This is a genomic window from Pseudomonas sp. B23(2017) (genome assembly GCF_002113725.1).
GTDB lineage: Bacteria > Pseudomonadota > Gammaproteobacteria > Pseudomonadales > Pseudomonadaceae > Aquipseudomonas > Aquipseudomonas putida_Z.
Genome location: NZ_NEJM01000002.1, coordinates 147,992 through 164,800, shown reverse-complemented (window position 1 = coordinate 164,800; position 16,809 = coordinate 147,992). Strand labels below are relative to the sequence as shown.

General features: G+C 64.0%; 11 protein-coding genes. All 11 read right to left on the bottom strand.

Annotated elements, in window-relative coordinates; translation table 11 throughout:
- Window positions 1–75: 75 nt before the first annotated feature.
- The gene (locus CAG46_RS04080; RefSeq protein ID WP_085614543.1) at window positions 76–2,796 is read right to left on the bottom strand and encodes a glycosyltransferase; all 2,721 of its coding nucleotides are present in this window, start codon (window positions 2,794–2,796) and stop codon (window positions 76–78) included.
- A gap of 54 nt (window positions 2,797–2,850) precedes the next feature.
- The gene (locus tag CAG46_RS04075) at window positions 2,851–6,426 is read right to left on the bottom strand and encodes a glycosyltransferase (RefSeq protein ID WP_085614544.1); all 3,576 of its coding nucleotides are present in this window, start codon (window positions 6,424–6,426) and stop codon (window positions 2,851–2,853) included.
- A gap of 76 nt (window positions 6,427–6,502) precedes the next feature.
- Complete coding sequence (locus CAG46_RS04070) at window positions 6,503–8,086, bottom strand: flagellar hook-associated protein 3 (protein WP_085614545.1); 1,584 nt, start codon at window positions 8,084–8,086, stop codon at window positions 6,503–6,505.
- A gap of 13 nt (window positions 8,087–8,099) precedes the next feature.
- Window positions 8,100–10,133 carry a flagellar hook-associated protein FlgK gene (flgK, locus tag CAG46_RS04065; protein ID WP_085614546.1) on the bottom strand — a complete coding sequence of 678 codons (2,034 nt, stop codon included), beginning with the start codon at window positions 10,131–10,133 and terminating at the stop codon, window positions 8,100–8,102.
- A gap of 12 nt (window positions 10,134–10,145) precedes the next feature.
- Entirely contained in the window at window positions 10,146–11,300 is a 1,155-nt protein-coding gene (gene flgJ / locus CAG46_RS04060; RefSeq protein ID WP_085614547.1) for a flagellar assembly peptidoglycan hydrolase FlgJ, read from the bottom strand.
- Window positions 11,301–11,311: 11 nt separating this feature from the next.
- Window positions 11,312–12,421, bottom strand: coding sequence for a flagellar basal body P-ring protein FlgI (locus CAG46_RS04055; protein ID WP_015271237.1), 1,110 nt, complete (start codon window positions 12,419–12,421; stop codon window positions 11,312–11,314).
- A 12-nt stretch (window positions 12,422–12,433) separates the two neighbouring features.
- Window positions 12,434–13,129, bottom strand: a complete 696-nt coding sequence (gene flgH, locus CAG46_RS04050; RefSeq protein ID WP_015271238.1) for a flagellar basal body L-ring protein FlgH — start codon at window positions 13,127–13,129, stop codon at window positions 12,434–12,436.
- Window positions 13,130–13,179: 50 nt separating this feature from the next.
- Entirely contained in the window at window positions 13,180–13,965 is a 786-nt protein-coding gene (flgG, locus tag CAG46_RS04045) for a flagellar basal-body rod protein FlgG (protein WP_015271239.1), read from the bottom strand.
- 47 nt (window positions 13,966–14,012) lie between these two features.
- On the bottom strand, window positions 14,013–14,753 hold the full coding sequence (locus CAG46_RS04040) for a flagellar basal body rod protein FlgF (protein ID WP_015271240.1): 741 nt from the start codon (window positions 14,751–14,753) through the stop codon (window positions 14,013–14,015).
- 425 nt (window positions 14,754–15,178) lie between these two features.
- A complete protein-coding gene (locus CAG46_RS04030) occupies window positions 15,179–15,364 on the bottom strand; it encodes a hypothetical protein (protein ID WP_039612679.1) in 186 nt (61 codons plus the stop codon).
- A gap of 72 nt (window positions 15,365–15,436) precedes the next feature.
- Complete coding sequence (gene flgE, locus CAG46_RS04025) at window positions 15,437–16,792, bottom strand: flagellar hook protein FlgE (protein WP_075045942.1); 1,356 nt, start codon at window positions 16,790–16,792, stop codon at window positions 15,437–15,439.
- Window positions 16,793–16,809 lie beyond the last annotated feature (17 nt).

Genomic DNA, 16,809 nt, shown 5'->3' with positions numbered 1-16,809 from the left:
GAAAAATCCGCTACCCACGACAGGTAGCGGATTTTTTTTGCCGCATTGCCAGACGACGCTGGCCGAATGCCTGGCTCAGTGCTGACGCGCAGGACTCAGCGCATCACTGGCCCAAGTGCTGGCAAACGCGTCAGGCCAACGCGCCTGCAACACGCCACAGGCCACCGGGTCGGCCACGTTCGGCGCATCGTCGAACAGCTGCGCCACAGGCGTCCAGGCCACCAGCAAGCCCGCCGCCGCCGCCGCCAGGCAGACGTCCAGGTCGAACGCCCGTAACGGCCGCAGGCCACCGCAATGGTCGAACAGATCACGGCGCAGCAACATGCAGTCGGCGGAAACCGCGGCGCAGTTACGCACCGACGCTGGCCAGCGTGCCTTGCCGCAATCCACCACCGACATGCCCTGCCATGGCTGGTGCAGCACCGGCCCCTGCAACAAGTCGAAGCCAGCATGCACAACCGTGCCGTCGCGCGCGAGCAGACGAGCGCCGACGACACCTACTTCAGGCCTGAGCCCCTCGTTGAGCAACCCTTCGATCCAGGCCGGCGAAATCACTTCGCAGTGCTCGGCAAGCAGCAGCAGGTATTCACCCCGAGCCTGTTCCGCCGCCAGGTTGAGCAACGCCTCACGCCCGCTCGCCGTGCCTGCCAGCAGCACGACACGCTGGCCAAAGCCTTGCAGCGCGGCAGCGGTAGCTTCGGCGTGTTCGGAATTACAGGCAACCCGCAGCTCGTAGCGCGGGTAACGGGTGCGCTGCAGGACGCTGGTCAGGCAAGCCTGCAAACGCTGCACGTCACCTTCGGCGGCTACCAGAATGCTCACCAGCGGTGTGGCCGAATGGCGGAAGTCCACCACCAGGCCAGCCTCGCCCTGGTCGTGCACTTCACCACGGTAACCCAGCAGCGTCAGGTGCCGCTTGAGCGTAAGCAGCGCATCGGCCTGCAGCGCCGGCGTCGCCTGGCTGCCCACCACGAGGTATTCGTCCATGTGTGCCAGGCCGCCCTGCCCATGCTGCTCCACCAGGCGCAACAGCAAGTCGAACTCCAATGCATGGCGGCAGGTTTCGCTGTAGCCACCCAACTCCACCACGGTCTCGCGGCGCACGCACCAATGTCGCGACATCAGCCCCGGTTGTGCACGCAGCAGGTCGAGGTTGCTGCCTGGGCGAACCACGCCATGCAGGCGGCCCTCGGTGTCACGCTGCACTTCATTGGCACAGACCGCCTGGCAACCCGGGGCTTCGGCCAGCTCCTGCTGCAAGCGCAGCAAGCCACCACTGACCAAGGTATCGCCGGCCTCCAGCAACATCAGCCAATCGCTGCTCAGTTGGCGCACTTGCTGGTTGAGGTGGGTGACCCAGTTGCTTTCATTGACTTGCACAAAATGCAGGGTATCGCGGGCGGTGGTGATCGCCGGCGGCTTCCCACCCTTGAGCACCACCAGCTTGAACTGGCGCAACCCGCTGGCCAGCAGGCTGTCGAAGGTCGCCTGCAACGCCAGGTCGTCGTCGCCCAGGTCGGCAATCACGAAGGTGACCTGCGCCCCCGGGCGCTTGTTCAGGTGCGCCAACAGGCGCTGCTGCGCGGCCCTGTCCGGCGTGGCAGCGGCCAGCGCGTCAAGCACCTGGCCAGACCCCGTACTGCGCAACCAGCCGTTGCCATCGATACCGGGCACCGCCTCCAGGCGCGCAAGCCAATCACCCAGTTCGCGGGCGCGCTCACCATCGTCATTGCCGGTGAGGGTCGGTACCAGGCGCTGGCAGACCTCCAGGTTGAACAAGCCCAGCGCCAACGCTTTCCAGTAACGCTGCTGCAAGGTTTCGGCGGTGTCGTTGGGGTGCACCTGCAACAACTCGCGCTGGCGCACCCAGGTGCCCTCCAGCGCCTGGCGGTGGGCTTGCCCGGTCGGCCAGGCATGGCAGAGGAATTCCAGCGCGCTCAGGCGCTCGAACAGCGCGCCATTGTAGTAAGGCAACTCGACATACTGCCGCGGCTCGAAAATGCGCTCCGGTTCGCCGATCACCGTGCCCCATGGCGAGGTGAACAGCAAAGGTGCTTCGCCCTGGTCGTAGGTCGCGCGCACAAAACGATTGAGTACGGCAAAACCGGCCTCGTCATTGCACAGCTCGCCCCCCCATTCGCGCAGCAGGCGCACGGTACGGGTCAGCTGTTCGTCGCGAGCCACGGGGGTCAGCATGCTCGGCGCGAACTCGCAGACCACATCGGTCTGCGCCAGTTGCGCGATTCTGCCTGCGGCGACCAGGGCGCAAGACAAGGCCACACGCCAGCCAGCGAAATCCAGCTCGCCCGGCAAGGTGTCGAGCAGCGCCTGCACTGCCCCGACCCGCAGCACCGCACGCCAGGCCTGCTGACCAGCCATGGCGTACTGGCGCAGGCGTGCGCGCGCACTGTCATCGGCTGCGGCCTCGAAGGCCGAGCCCATCTTGTGGTAGGCAACCTGGGCATTGCCCGGCGCATAGCCCAACGCGTAGCCCTGAGCGCCCTGCACCTGAGGTTGCGCATGCAAGCAGGCAGCGGCCTGCTGCAGGGCCGACGCCAACACGAAATCGGCATCCAGGGCCAGGGTCACGAACGGAGTGGCGACCTGTTGCAAGGCCAGGGCCAGGCGGGCGCTGCACTGCGCGCCCGCGGTGTCCGCCTGCAGTGGCTCCAGGGCCAGGCAGGGAATGCCCGCCTGGCGATAGTAATGGATGGCTCGGGCACGATGGTCCGGCTGTTCATGCCCAAGCAGGACGACGGTCACTTGGTTGTGCGACCCGATTACGGTTTCGGCCATAGGGCACCTGTTCATGTTGTTGGTCTGGCGCCCGACGGTGGCAGGCCCCAAGGTTCAATCCGCCAGCCAGGCGTTGGCCCACTGTTGCAGGTGGTGTGGCATCAGCACGTAGTCCCGCAGCACCGTTTCGCGCAGGGCATCACCCTGGCGGTAGCTGGCCTGGGGGTCGGCCAGGTGCATGCGGATCGCATCCAGCCATTGTTCCGAGGTGTTGTTGCGCACCCGCGTGCAAGGCAGGTAGCCGTCATAGGCCTTGGTGTCGGTGCAGATCACCGGGAAGCCGCATGCACCATACTCAAGCAGGCGCAAGTTGCTCTTGCAGTCGTTGAACAGGTTCTGTTCGAGCGGCGCCAGTGCCAGGTCAAGGTTGAGGCTGGCCAGCTTCTGCGGGTACGACGCCAAGGGCACGCCTTTGTGGAACTCCTTCACATAAGGCCGCAGGGCATCCGGGCACATACCGAAGAAGACCCAGTCGACCTCGTCGGCCAGGGCCTTGATGACGTCCAGCAACAGCTCCAGATCGCCCCGGTGGCTGGTGCCCCCCGCCCAGCCCACGCGCGGCCGCGCGCTAGTCTGGCGCTCGCTGGCCAGCCCGGCCCACAGCGGGGCGGCGAGCATGTTGGGGACTACCCGGATATCGTGGTGCATGCTCGACAGTGCATCGGCCAGCGGCTGGGTCGACACCACCACCCGGTCGCACAAGGCAATACCCTGGGTGACCAGCTCGCGCATGTTGGCCGGTATGTTCCGCGCATGGGCGTTCTTTTCCGGCACCTCGATGATGTAGTCGTCGATCTCGTAGATGCGTCGGGCGTTCGACAGGCGCTTGAAGCGCGTCATTTCATCGATCGAATTGACCGTGTAGCGACACTGCAAGATCATCACGTCGGGCTTCTCGCGCTCGATCTCGATCATCTCCGGAGTACTGTAATCAAGCCGCCCCTGGATCCAGCCAGCACGCTCCAGCTCGGTGAACGGCTGTGCCACCCGGTAGTGACCGACCGCCGAAGTGTTGATCGGCAACGCCAACACCGACGGCAGCACACGGCTGATGAACGGGTCCCAGCCACGACGCTGTCCGGCATCGAGGTTGAAGCTGGCCATCTTCAGGCTCAGGTTGCGGTTATAGGCAGGGTCGCGGGCAACCTTGGCCAACCAGCGTTCATGGAAGATGTCCTTGTCCAGCACCTTGCGCTGGCTGTCGGTCCGCACGTCGCGGGTCGAAGCGAAGCGAACGAGCACCGCATGGGGCGTCCACACCGCCAGATAGCCCTGTTCGCGGATGCGCAGGCACAGGTCGGCGTCCTGCAGGCCGCCCTTGAGGCCCTGCACGTCGAAACCGCCCAGCGTGGCGAACAGCTCGCGGCGCACCAGCAGGCAGTCCAGGCTCAGCGCGCTCCAGTTCTGCACGGCATTGAGCCGGAGCATGTAGCCGCCGCTGTCAGCCGGCATGCCAACGAACGGGCTGCTGACGCCGCCATGCAGCCCCAGCACCAGCCCGGCGCCAAAGATCTCGCCGCTTTGGGTACATAGCTTGGGCGCCACCACGCCAACCTCCGGGCGCTGGGCCTGGGCCATCAACTGCTCCAGCCAGGACCGGTCGAAGGCGGCGCAGGCGCAGTCGAGCATCAGCAGGTAGTCGCCACGGGCAGCCTCGCTGGCCTGGTTCAACTGCGCCAGCTGGCTGCCGCTGGCCACCTCGATCACCCGCAATTGGTTGCTGCCCAGCCCCTGCATGGCCTGCAGCCATTGACGCAGGTCGGCAGGCGTATCCGGCGAGGCGATCAGCAGCACCTCGAAATGGCCATACCGGGTGTGTTCGAACACGGACTCGACACAACGCATCGCCGCGCTCAGGTCGTCCCCGAGCGTAACCAGGATCGACACCAGGGCTTGCTCCGGGTGCCGGTACGCCACTTGGCACAACGACATGCCTTCGGCACCGACAACCTCGGCATCGACGCCCAGCCGCTGCAGATGGGCCCGCACCACGCGTGGCGCCTGCTGTGCGCAGCGCGGGTCGTGCAGCCACTGGCCAAAGTCGTGCTGGCAATGCACCAGGAGTTCGTCGATGTGCTCGATGACCTGCAAGCCCTGGTGTTCCGCCAGGCGCCACAGCAGGTCGTGGGGTGCAAGGGTATCGAAGTCCGGGTCGAAGCCGCCGACCTCGCGCAGCGCCGTACAGTTGAATGCCAGTACGCGCCCTACATATGGCAGGCTGCGCATCAGGTCGAGGTTGAAGTCCGGCTTGAAGATGGGTGTTGTCGGGCGCAGCCCGTCATGGCTACCTTCGTCGACATAGATGCAGGCCCGCTCGCGAAGTGCCATGCGCTCGCCCATGATCGCCAGAGCATGGGGCACCAGGCGGTCGCCAGCGCGCAACAGCAGTATCCAGTCGGCATCGTCGGCACGCGCCAGGCGCGCCTGCAGCTGGGCCAGGCCATTGCCCTGCACGAGCATGCGTTCAACCGCGATCGGGTGGCCTGCCAATTCCAGCGTCGCCGGTGCCAGCAGCCAGGTGCCGGCTGCCGAACAGGACTGCGCGGCAAGGCTGTCCAGGGTCGCGCGCAGGGCCAGTTCCTCACCCGCCTCGGCCCAGATCACCGGGACGATGCGCGGCTGCCGGGGCCACTGTTCGAAGCGCTTGGGCAACGCCTTGAGCTGTGCAGCCGACAGGTCACGGCACTCCAGCCACTGGGCATACACCTCTTCAAACGACAGGCAGTCAGTGCCAACCTGCTGCGCCTGGCGGGCCTGCTGTGCCCCGTACAGGCGGTTGAGTTCGTACTCGTCCCACTGCGCACCCTGCTCGCCCTGGTACCGCTCCAGCGACAAGTAGCGCACCCAGCCACTGGCCGGTGCGGCCTCGCTTGCCCGCGCGGCCAGCATTGCCTTTATCCAGTCGGTCTCGATGGGGAAGGCCAGGGTCATGCCTGCCTGGTGGCTCAGGCGCGCAGGGTGCAGACGCTCCATGCTGAGGAAGCGTGACAAGTGCCCCAGGTTGCCTCGGCGCATGAGGCAAATGTACAGCGCCATGTCCAGGCGCGCGGCAAACCCGCTGCCCTCCTGCACCAACGCCGGCAGGAACTCGGCCACCAGGTCACGGCGCATCAGTGCATGGCTGAGGCCGCCGAACAGGTTGGGGGCGTTCGTCTCCAACGCTTCGAGCAAGTCGCTGCCCTTGACTACCGCATCCTCCGGGCACATCACCGCATTGAGCATGCGCGGCGGTAGCAAGGCATCGTCGGCCGCGCACAGCATGCGCTGGCAGATGGTCATGCTGACATCGGCATGCTGTTCCATGACCGCGGCCTGCAGGCCGACACATTCGGGGAACAGTCGGTCGTCGTCGCAGAGGAACTTGATCAGCGGCCCTTCAGCATGCCCCAGGCACGCCAGCAGGTTGCGGGCGAACCCAAGGGTCTGCGGATTGCGCACGTAGCGCACCGGCTTGCCGGTCTCACCTACCACCTCGTCGACGATACGCTGGATCTCCAGGCCCCGGCTGTCATCGCAGACCAGCACCTCCAGCGCCGAGTAATCCTGGTTGAGCGCGCTGAGCAACGTGGCGCGGAAGAACTCGGGGTTGAAGGCTGGGATGGCGATGCTGACGAGGGTCTGTTGATTCACGGCGAAGACCTTGAAGAGGTGGCGTGGCCAGCACCGAATGGGCTGGCACACGCCGGATGACGCGAGAGAGGTGAAATCAGATGTAGTTGACCAACGACAAGCTGGCGACCTTGGCATAGGCCTGCAGCGACGCTTGCAGCATGTTGGTTTGCATCTGCAGGCGCAGCATCACTTCAGCCGGGTCGCTTTCGCGGATAGAGCTCTGGGTCTTGGTGTTCTCGGTGCTCAGCGCCTCGTTGGTTTCGGACTGCACATCCAGCGCCTGGCCACGGCCACCGATCGCACTGACCGACGACGACACCTGATTGGTGGCGCTGGCGATGTTGCCAACGGCCGAATCCAGCGCGGCGAGGAAGTTCTGCCGGGCCACCGGGTCGTTGTCCACCGGGCTGGTCAGCGCGGTACGCAGCTTGCCGATGGTGTCGAGGATGTTCTGGGTCTGGTGGGTATCGACCTTGACCGCGAACGAGTCCCCGGCATTCGGTGCGCCGGACAGCTCGAAGCTGACCCCAGCCGCGGTGGCGGTGGTGCCGTTCGGCCCGCCCAGCGCACCCGATGCCACCGGGCGGCTGTCAGCAGTGACCGGCGCGGCGTACAGCTCGAAGGTGCTGCTGCCGGTGAACTTGAGCACCGCGCCACCGCCCGGGAAAGCGGCCTTGTAGGCAGCCTGATCGGTGATGGTCGCACCCGTCACCTGCTCGGAGGAGGTATTGCCAGGGCTGCGGGTGCCGGAAACCTCATCGGCCTTGGAACTCAGGCTGAACGTATGCCCTGCGATGGCGGCATCTTCATTACCCTTGTCGCCGTCCTTGAAGGTGATGTCCAGGCGCAGATCGACACCGCGGAAGCTGATGCTGGTGTTGTCGCCATTGGGGTCGAACTTGCCGCCCTGGCTGGCCTCGAGCGTGACGTCATTGCCGTCGACGTCGGTGATCTTGTATTCGGTGCTGCTGAGGAATTCGATGCTGTACGGCTCGCCACTGCGGAAGCGATCGTTGTACAGGCTGTTGCCAGAGACCTGGCCGTTGGACAGGCTGATGCGGCCATCGTCGGTGGCCGGCGCGGTCAGGCTGGTCTGGCTACGGCTGGTGTTGAGCGCCTGCTCGAAGGCGTCGTAGCCGGTTTCATTGGCCGCCAGGCTGAGCATGTCACCCACCTGCAGGTTGAGCTTGCCCTGGTCGCCCTGGTAGCTGTAGGTGCCATCGGCATTGCGCGCGTAAGGCGGGGTATCGCCCTTGGAGCCGGAGAAGATGTACTTGCCGTTCTCGTCCTTGCTGTTCATCAACGAGAACAGCTGGTCTTCCAGCGACGCCAGTTCATCGGCGTTGGCCTTGCGGTCGGCATCGGTGAACGTACCGTTGCCAGAGCTCACCGCCAGCTCGTTGACCCGCTGCAGGATGGTGCCGATGGAGTTCAGGGTGCTTTCGGCAGTGCCCAGGGCGTTACGTACGTTGACGATGTTGCCGCTGTACTGCTTCAGCATGTTCTGCTGCTGCTCCAGTTGCAGCAGACGCGCCGCCCCCACCGGGTCATCCTTGGCCGAACGCACGCGAATGCCATCGCTTGCCTCCTGCTGGCTCTTCACCGTCTTGGCGAAGTTGCTCTGGTAGTTGGCCTGGTTGGTGTTGTAGAACTGCGAAGTAGAGATGCGTACGCTCACGATCTACGGCTCCTTAAAGACTGTTGATCAGGGTGGCGAAGGTTTCCTGGGCCGCCTTGATGATCTGCGACGACGCGGTGTAGTACTGCTGGAACTTGACCAGGTTGCCGGTCTCTTCATCGATCGACACACCCGACAGGCCGTTGCGGCTTTCCACTGCTGAGGCATGCAAGGCAGTGGTCGCATCGCTGTCCATCTGTGCCTGGCCGGCCTTGCCGCCAACATTGGAGACCAGCTTGGCGTAGGCATCGGTGAAGCTGATGCCCTTGCCGTTGGCGCCAACCTCGACCGTGGACTTGGTCTGCAGGTCGATCACCGACAAGGCGTTGCGGTTGTCCGCCGAACCTGCGCCGGTCAGCGCCACGGTATAGCTGTCGCCGTTCTTCGGCGCGCCGGAAACGCTCATCTCGAAGGTGAAATTGCCGCCCAGCGAATTGCCACTGCCATCGACCATCGGCACCGACAGCTGCAACTTGTTCTCCTGGCCCGGCACGATGGTACCGCTGCCGATCTCGGTACCCTTGGCGTCGTACATCTTGTAGGCCTGGGGCGAACTGGTGTCATCGCCGAACACCAGCTTGACCGGGGTCGAATACTTCAGGCCAGCCTGCAATTGCGAACGCTGGGCGGCATCGTAGATGTCCATCTCCGAGGTCAGCGTCGGCTGGGTGATGACGCCGGTACCTTTGTTGCCCGATCCGCTGGTGGCGGTCAGTGGCGAAGCCAAGGCCAGGCGCTTCGGGTCGGTCAGGACAGTGTCGATGCCGGCGGCCGCATTGCGGGTCGGGGTGATCTTGAAGCTGTCGCCAGCACTCAGGCCGCCACCATTGAGCGACAGGGTGAACCCGTCGATCACCGGAGGCGGCGTGTCGGTGAGGTCGAAACTGCCCATGTCGGTGCCTTCCGGCAACTTGCGCACGCTGTAGCCAGTGGCGCTGGTGAAGGTCACCTGGTAATCGCTGGTGCTGAGCTTGCCGGTGTCCTTGATGGTCACATCGAGGTTGCCGGAGCCGGCGCTGTTGCCGGTCTTGGCGACACTGCGCTGGCTGATGGCCGCGGCGCTGTTGATATCGCCAAACAGGGTGGCACCGAAGTCACCGTTCTTGTCGATGCCCTGGGCCAGCTGGCTGTTGATCGCATCGGCTACTACCAAGGCCACGCGACCGAGCTCGTTGAGCGCCGGGTCGAGGGTATCCTTGCGGTAGCGGATCAGGCCGCCGAGCTCACCACCGGTCGTGGTGCTGGTGATGTCCATCTTGGTCGAGCCGCGATTGAGGATCAGGCTCATGCGGGTCGGGTCGGTGGCGCTCGGCTGCACGCCGATGGTCTGGGTGGTGTTGCCCAGCACCAGGGCCTGGCCGTTCTTCAGGTAGATGTCGTAGTTGCCGTTCTTCTGCTCTACAACGTCGGCACCGATCAGCGCCGACAACTCGCGCACCGCGCCGTCGCGCTGGTCGAGCAGGTCGTTGGGCTGGCCATTGACGGCCGTCATCTTGGAGATCTGGCCGTTGAGGTCGGCAATCGACTTGGTCAGCGCGTTGACCTTGTCAGCGATCGACGCCATGTTGGCATTGATGTCGCTGTTCTGCTGGTTCAGCTGCGCCGACAGTGTGTTGAAGCGCTTGGCCAGTGACTGCGCGCTGGTCAGCAGCAGTTGGCGCGAGGCGTCCTCGGTCGGCTTGGCCGCGGCATCCTGCATGGCGCTGAAGAAGCTTTTCAGTGCAGCAGTGATACCGGTGTCGCTGCTCGACAGGGCGGTATCCAGCGGCGTGATCTGGTTCAGGTACGAGGTGGCATCGCTGCTCAGCGAGGTGGTGCTGCGCAGCTGGTTCTCGAGGAACGCGTTATAGACCCGGCGCACATCCGCCAGGGTAGTACCGCTGCCGATGAACACCTGGCCGACTTGCTGCCCGCCCTTGGTCTTCTGCACGTTCTGCTGGCGCGAGTAGCTTTCGACATCGGCGTTGGCGATGTTGTTACCGAGGGTGTACATCCCCGATTGCGCGGCGCCAAGCCCCGACATACCAATGTTGATCAGACTCGCCATGGTTCCATGCCCTTAAAGTTTCGTTGCGGTACCGAGCATTGCGTAGTGCTCGTACGACTTCATCTGTCTTGCGATCTGCGAGATCTTGCTGGCGTAATTCGGGTCGGTGGCGTACCCGGCCTTTTGCAACTCTTGCACGAACTGTTCTGGTTTATCGGCGGCCTTCACCGCATCTTGATAGCGCGAATTGTTCTGTAGCAGGCTGACCAGGTCGTGGAAGCTGTCCTGGTAGGAATCATAGGAACGGAACGCCGCCGTCTCCTTGACGAACTGGCCATCGCGGAACTCGCTGGTGATCGCCCGCGCCTCGCCACCTTCCCAGTTGCCGGTTGCCTTGATGCCGAACAGGTTGTGGCTGCTGCTGCCATCGGTGTTGCGCATGACCGATTTGCCCCAGCCGGTTTCCAGTGCGGCCTGCGCCACCAGATAGCGCGGGTCGATACCGATGCGCCTGGCTGCCTGCTCGGCCATCGGCAGCATGGTGGCGACGAACTCGTCGCTGTCGGCAAAGGCTTTTTTCGGTGCCAGCGGTGGCTGGGCCACGGCGCGCCCGAGGATGCGCAGGCCGTTGTCCGGCACGGCGAAGGCCTTGGCCACTTGCTGGCCGTCACGGGCCGGCACGGCTGCGGTATTGGTGCTGGCCGCCGACGGCACGATGCCGGCCATCAGGCGGTCGGTGAGCTTGCTCGGCAGCGCCAGGCGTCGCGAATTGAGCGCGGCGACGTCGTTGCGGGTGGCGGTCGGCTGCGCGGCATGCACGGGCTCGGCCACTTTGTTGCCCCACAGCGTCGGGGCATTGCCCTCGATACGCGGAAACGGGCTGGTGTTGGCCGGTGTGCCCTTGTTCTTCGACAGCTGGCGCACCAGTACGTCCTGCAGCCCGATGCCGCCACCTTCGCGGGACATGCTCACGGCCAGCTGCTGGTCGTACATGTCGCGGTACTGCTTCACCGTTTCGGTGTTCATCGGGTTGTCATCGGCCAGCACGTCGCTGGCCTTGCGCGAGGCCTTGAGCATTTCGCTGATGAACAGCGACTCGAACTCCTGGGCCACCTTGCGCACGTTGGCGTCGCTGTCGCGGTCGCCATGCTTGAGCGAGCTCAGGCGGTTGAGGTCGGTGTAGGCGCCGCTGTCGGCGCTGCCGGAAACCAGGCTTTTGCTGTTCATCCGTGCCGTCCTCAGATCACGATCAGGTCGGCCTGCAGGGCGCCGGCCTGTTTCAGGGCTTCGAGGATGGCCATCAGGTCGCTGGGCGCTGCGCCCACCTGGTTCACCGCACGGACGATTTCATCCAGCGTGGTGCCCGGGCCGAACTTGAACATCGGCTTGGCTTCCTGCTCGGCGTTCACCCGCGAGCGCGGCACCACGGCGGTCTGACCATTGGAGAACGGCCCCGGCTGGCTGACGATCGGGTCTTCGGTAATGGTCACGGTCAGGCTGCCGTGGGTCACTGCGGCCGGCGACACCTTGACGTTCTGGCCAATGACGATGGTGCCGGTGCGCGAGTTGATGATGACCTTGGCGACTGCCTGGCCCGGGTCGATCTCGAGGTTTTCGAGGATCGACAGATAGTCCACGCGCTGGCTCGGGTCCATCGGCGCAGTGACCCGCACCGAACCGCCGTCCACGGCCTGGGCCACGCCCGGGCCGAGCAGGTCGTTGACCTTGTCGACGATGCGCTTGGCAGTGGTGAAGTCGGGGCGGTTGAGGTTCAGGGTCAGGCTGTTGCCCTGATTGAAGCCGCTCGGCACTGCACGCTCGACGGTAGCACCGCCAGGGATACGACCGGCCGACGGAACGTTGACGGTGATCTTCGAACCGTCACGGCCCTCGGCATCGAAGCCGCCCACCACCAGGTTGCCCTGGGCCACGGCATAGACGTTGCCATCGATACCCTTGAGCGGGGTCATCAGCAGGCTGCCGCCGCGCAGGCTCTTGGAGTTACCGATCGAGGACACGGTAATGTCCACTACCTGGCCTGGCTTGGCGAACGCCGGCAGGTCGGCATGCACCGACACTGCGGCAACGTTTTTCAACTGCACGTTGCCGGAGCCGGCCGGCACCTTGATGCCGAACTGCGACAGCATGTTGTTGAAGGTCTGCAGGGTGAACGGCGTCTGGGTGGTCTGGTCACCCGTACCATTGAGCCCCACCACCAGGCCGTAACCGATCAGCTGGTTGGAGCGCACGCCAGAAATGCTGGCGATGTCCTTCAGGCGCTCGGCCTGGGCGCCGAAGGCACAGGACAGGAGCAGGGTTGCGGCAATCAGCTGCCTCACGTTGAACATGGTCATCCGTACTCAGAAAGGCCAAAGCGGGCTGATGAAGAAGCGGTCCAGCCACCCGGGCTGGCTGGCATCGGCGAACGAGCCGGTACCGGAATAGGTGATGCGCGCGTCGGCCACGCGAGTGGACGGCACGGTGTTGTCGGTGGCGATGTCGTCGGCGCGGATCATGCCGGCAATGCGCACCAGCTCTTCGCCGGTGTTCAGGGTCAGCCACTTCTCGCCGCGCACGGCGATGATGCCGTTGGGCAGCACTTCGGCCACGGTCACGGTGATGGAACCGGTCAGGGTGTTGCCCTGAGTGGCCTTGCTGTCGCCCTTGGTGGCGCGCTCGCCGCTGTAGCCGGCCTCCAGCGACAGGTCACCGCTGCCGAACGGGTTGTTGGTGTTCGGCGTAGTGCCGAACAACGATGTCAGGCCGATGTTGGCGTTGCTGTTTTTCTGGATCTGCGAGCCGGCGTTCTTGCTGGCCGATGTGCGCTCGTTGAGGGTGATGGTGATGATGTCACCCACCCGGAACGCCTTGCGGTCGCTGTACAGGTTCTGCTCGAAGCCGGCCTGGTAGATCGAACCGTTGTTGGCCGCTGCCGGCAACGGGGTGCGCGGCAGTACCGGCGCGTAGTACGGGTCGTTGGGCTTGGGCGTCGGCGCGACGCAACCTGCCAGCAACACCGCCCCCCCCAGGGCGAAAACGGACAACAGACGATTCATGACGCTTACCTCACGGGTGCAACGGAGTGACGGGGTTAGAGCTGCCTGCTTCAGAGCTGTTGAGTAACGAACGACAGCATCTGGTCAGCAGTGGAAATGACCTTGGAGTTCATCTCGTAGGCACGCTGGGTGGTGATCATGTTCACCAGCTCTTCCACGGTGCTGACGTTGGAGTTTTCCAGGGTCTGCTGCAGGGTGGTGCCAAAACCGTTCAGGCCCGGGGTGCCGACTTGCGGCGCGCCACTGGCGGCGGTTTCGAGGAACAGGTTGTCGCCAATCGCCTGCAGGCCGGCCGGGTTGATGAAGTCGGCGGTCTGGATGTTGCCGATCACCTGCGCAGCCGGGTTGCCGGCGGTGGTGATCGACACGGTGCCGTCCTGGCCGACGGTGAAGGTCTGCGCGTCGTTCGGCACGACGATGGCAGGCTCCAGGGCGAAGCCGTTGGCGGTGACGATCTGGCCGTCGGAGTTCAGGTGGAAGGTACCGTCACGGGTGTACGAAACGGTGCCGTCCGGCTGCAATACCTGGAAGAAACCACGGCCGTTGACCGCCATGTCCAGCGGGTTTTCCGTGGTCTGCAGGCTGCCGGTCTGGAAGTTCTTCTGGGTGCCGACAATGCGCACACCAGTACCGACCTGCAGGCCGGAAGGCAGCTCGCTGTCCTGGGTGGACTGCGCGCCCGGCTGGCGTTTGATCTGGTACAGCAGGTCCTGGAATTCGGCGCGATCACGCTTGAAGCCGGTGGTCGAGACGTTGGCCAGGTTGTTGGAGATGACCGTCAGGTTGGTGTCCTGGGCGGACAGGCCGGTTTTAGCGACCCAAAGAGCCGGAAGCATGTAAGTTCTCCTCGTGCGCCTGTTTTACGGCACCCGTTCAAAAGTGATTAGCCGATTTGCAAAACACGCGCCATGGCTTCGTCGCCTTCCTTGGCCGCGTTCATCATCTTGACGTGCAGTTCGAATTGACGGGACAGCGCCAGCACCGAGGTCATTTCTTCCACGGCGTTGACATTGCTGCCTTCCAGGAAGCCCGACACCACCCGCACGTTGACGTCGGCGTCCGCCGGTTGGCCGTCGCGGGTATGGATCAGGCCATCCAGGCCCTTGGTCAGGCCTTTGGTATCCGGGTTGACCAGCTTGATGCGGTCGACTTCGGCCATCACGCGCGGGTCTTCCCCCATGGAGCGGATGCTGATGGTGCCATCGGCGCCGACTTCGACCTTTTGCTCTGGCGGAATCGCAATCGGGCCGCCGTTGCCGATCACCGGCATGCCGTTGCCGGCACGCAGCACACCGAGGGCATCGATGTTCAGGCTGCCGGTGCGTACGTAGGCTTCACTGCCATCGGGCGCCTGCACGGCGATGAAGCCCTTGCCGGTCACCGTCACATCCAGATCGCGGCCGGTTTCAACCATCGGACCTTCGCTGAAGTCCGTGGCCGGGCGCTCGGTCATGGCAAAGGCGCGCGACGGAAAGCTGTCGCCGAACACCGGCATCGAGCGAGCCTGCTCCAGGTCTCGCTGAAAACCGTTGGTGGAAATGTTCGCCAGGTTGTTGGCGTGCGCCTTCTGCGCCAGCGCATTCTGGCTGGCACCGGTCATGGCCACGTAAAGCATCTTGTCCACAGTCATCCTCCATTGCACTGGCGGTCGTTTGCCGCTCGCCGTTGCTATGCGAGCTAGAAAGCAAGTTCCGAACCAACTTTGCGAAATCATGAAAAAGCCCGTGGATACGGGCTTTTGGAGGCCTTGCTCAAGTCGCGAACGCCGGTTATCCGGCGCCGGGTTGCCGATGGCGGCAAACTTGTACCGGCCTCTGCGGGAGCAACTGTCTTGGCGCGACCCCTGTAGGAGTGGCCTTGTGTCGCGAAAGGGCTGCAAAGCAGCCCCAGCAATCTATGCGGCGAAGCTGAAATCCCGGGGGCGCTTCGCACCCCTTTCGCGACACAAGGCCGCTCCTACAGGTACAGCGCCAACCTCGAGAGCAACACTCCCACTGAACGGCCTTGCCAAATAAATCGGTCATGAACAAAGGGCCGGTACCGGCTTCATCAAGGCTCGCGGCAACCACCATTGCTGTAGGGGCCGGCGAACTTCTTCCAGCCATCCCCCGGCGGCCATTGCGAGCAGACCAGGCGCCCATCCACCTGGCTTTCCCAGCGCCACCAGGGCGCGGTACCGGCCTGGGCCTGGTACAGGCAGAAAGCAGCGACCAATGTGACAACCAGCCTTTTCATGACCCCTCCAGCAAAGACGACGAACCCCTTCATGAAAAAGGGGTTCGCCCACACACACTCAGCCAGCGACCATCAGGCCATCTGGATGACGGTCTGCATGATGGTGCTTTCAGTGGAGATGGTCTTGGCGTTCGCCTGGTAGTTGCTCTGCGCCTTGATCAGCTCTACCAGCTCCTGCGTCAGGTTCACGTTCGAGCCTTCCAGCGCGTTGGACTCGACGCTGCCCAAGGTACCTGTCTTCGGCGCATCGATGCCCGGGATGCCGGACGTGTAGGTTTCGGTCCAGCGGGTACCACCAATCTGCTGCAGGCCCTGCTCGTTGGCGAAGCTGGCCAGGGCCACCTGGCCAATGGCACGGGATTGCTGGTTGCTGAAGCTGGCGAACAGCACACCGGTCGAGTCGATGCTCAGGCTCGACAGGATACCGGTCGCGTAGCCGTCCTGAGACTGCGACATGCGCGCGGTCTCGGTGTTGTAGGAGGTAGTGCTGTTCATCGCCAGGCGCATGCCATCGGCATTGCCCACCGCGCCATTGGAAATCCAGTTACCCGCAGAATCTTCCACCGCCGGCACCCAGCCAGTCATGGTGAAGGTGTTGTTGGTCACGGTGAACGACGAGCCCGCCGGGTGGCCGGTATTGTCCGCAGTCATGCTCTTGACCGAGCCATCGCTGTTGAAGCTGATGGTGCCAGTCAGCGGCACGGTGGAGGATGGGGAAAACGGGTTGCGCCCATCGACCAGGGTGTACATGGTCCACTCATTGGTGCCAGTCTTGCGATAGAACTGCTCCATGGTGTGCTCGTTACCCTGGCTGTCGTACACCTTGGTCGGGAAAGACTTGGTGTAAGTCGTCTGATCGGAAGGATCGAACGGCAGGTTCGGCACCATCACGCCAGTGCCATCATCCACTTCCAACGGGATGTCGGCGGCCGAAGAGTTCAGGTTGATACCCTGGTCGATCAGCGATGTTGCCTTTGGCTGCAGCGACGACGTATCGATCTGCAGATCGGTGAGCACGCCCTTCTGGATCTTGCCAGTCGAGTCGGCGGCATAGCCCTGCAGGCGCAAGCCGTCCGAGGTAACCACGAAGTTGTCCTTGCTGGCCTGGAAAGCACCCGCACGGGTGTATACGCGCGAGCCGTTATCGGACAGCACGAAGAAGCCCTGCCCCTGAATCCCCATGTCCAGCACGTTGCCGGTGGTGTTGACGTCACCTTGGGTGAACTGCTGGGAAACCGCTGCCAGGCGCACACCGTTACCCACCTGGTTCTTGCCCACACCCAGGCGGTTGGAACCTGCATAGACATCGGCGAACTCGGCACGCGACGACTTGAAACCGTTGGTGTTGACGTTGGCGATGTTGTTGCCGGTGACATCCAGTTGCTTGTTTGCTGCGTACAGACCGCTAAGGCCGATATTGAAAGACATGAATTCGCTCCTTTTGC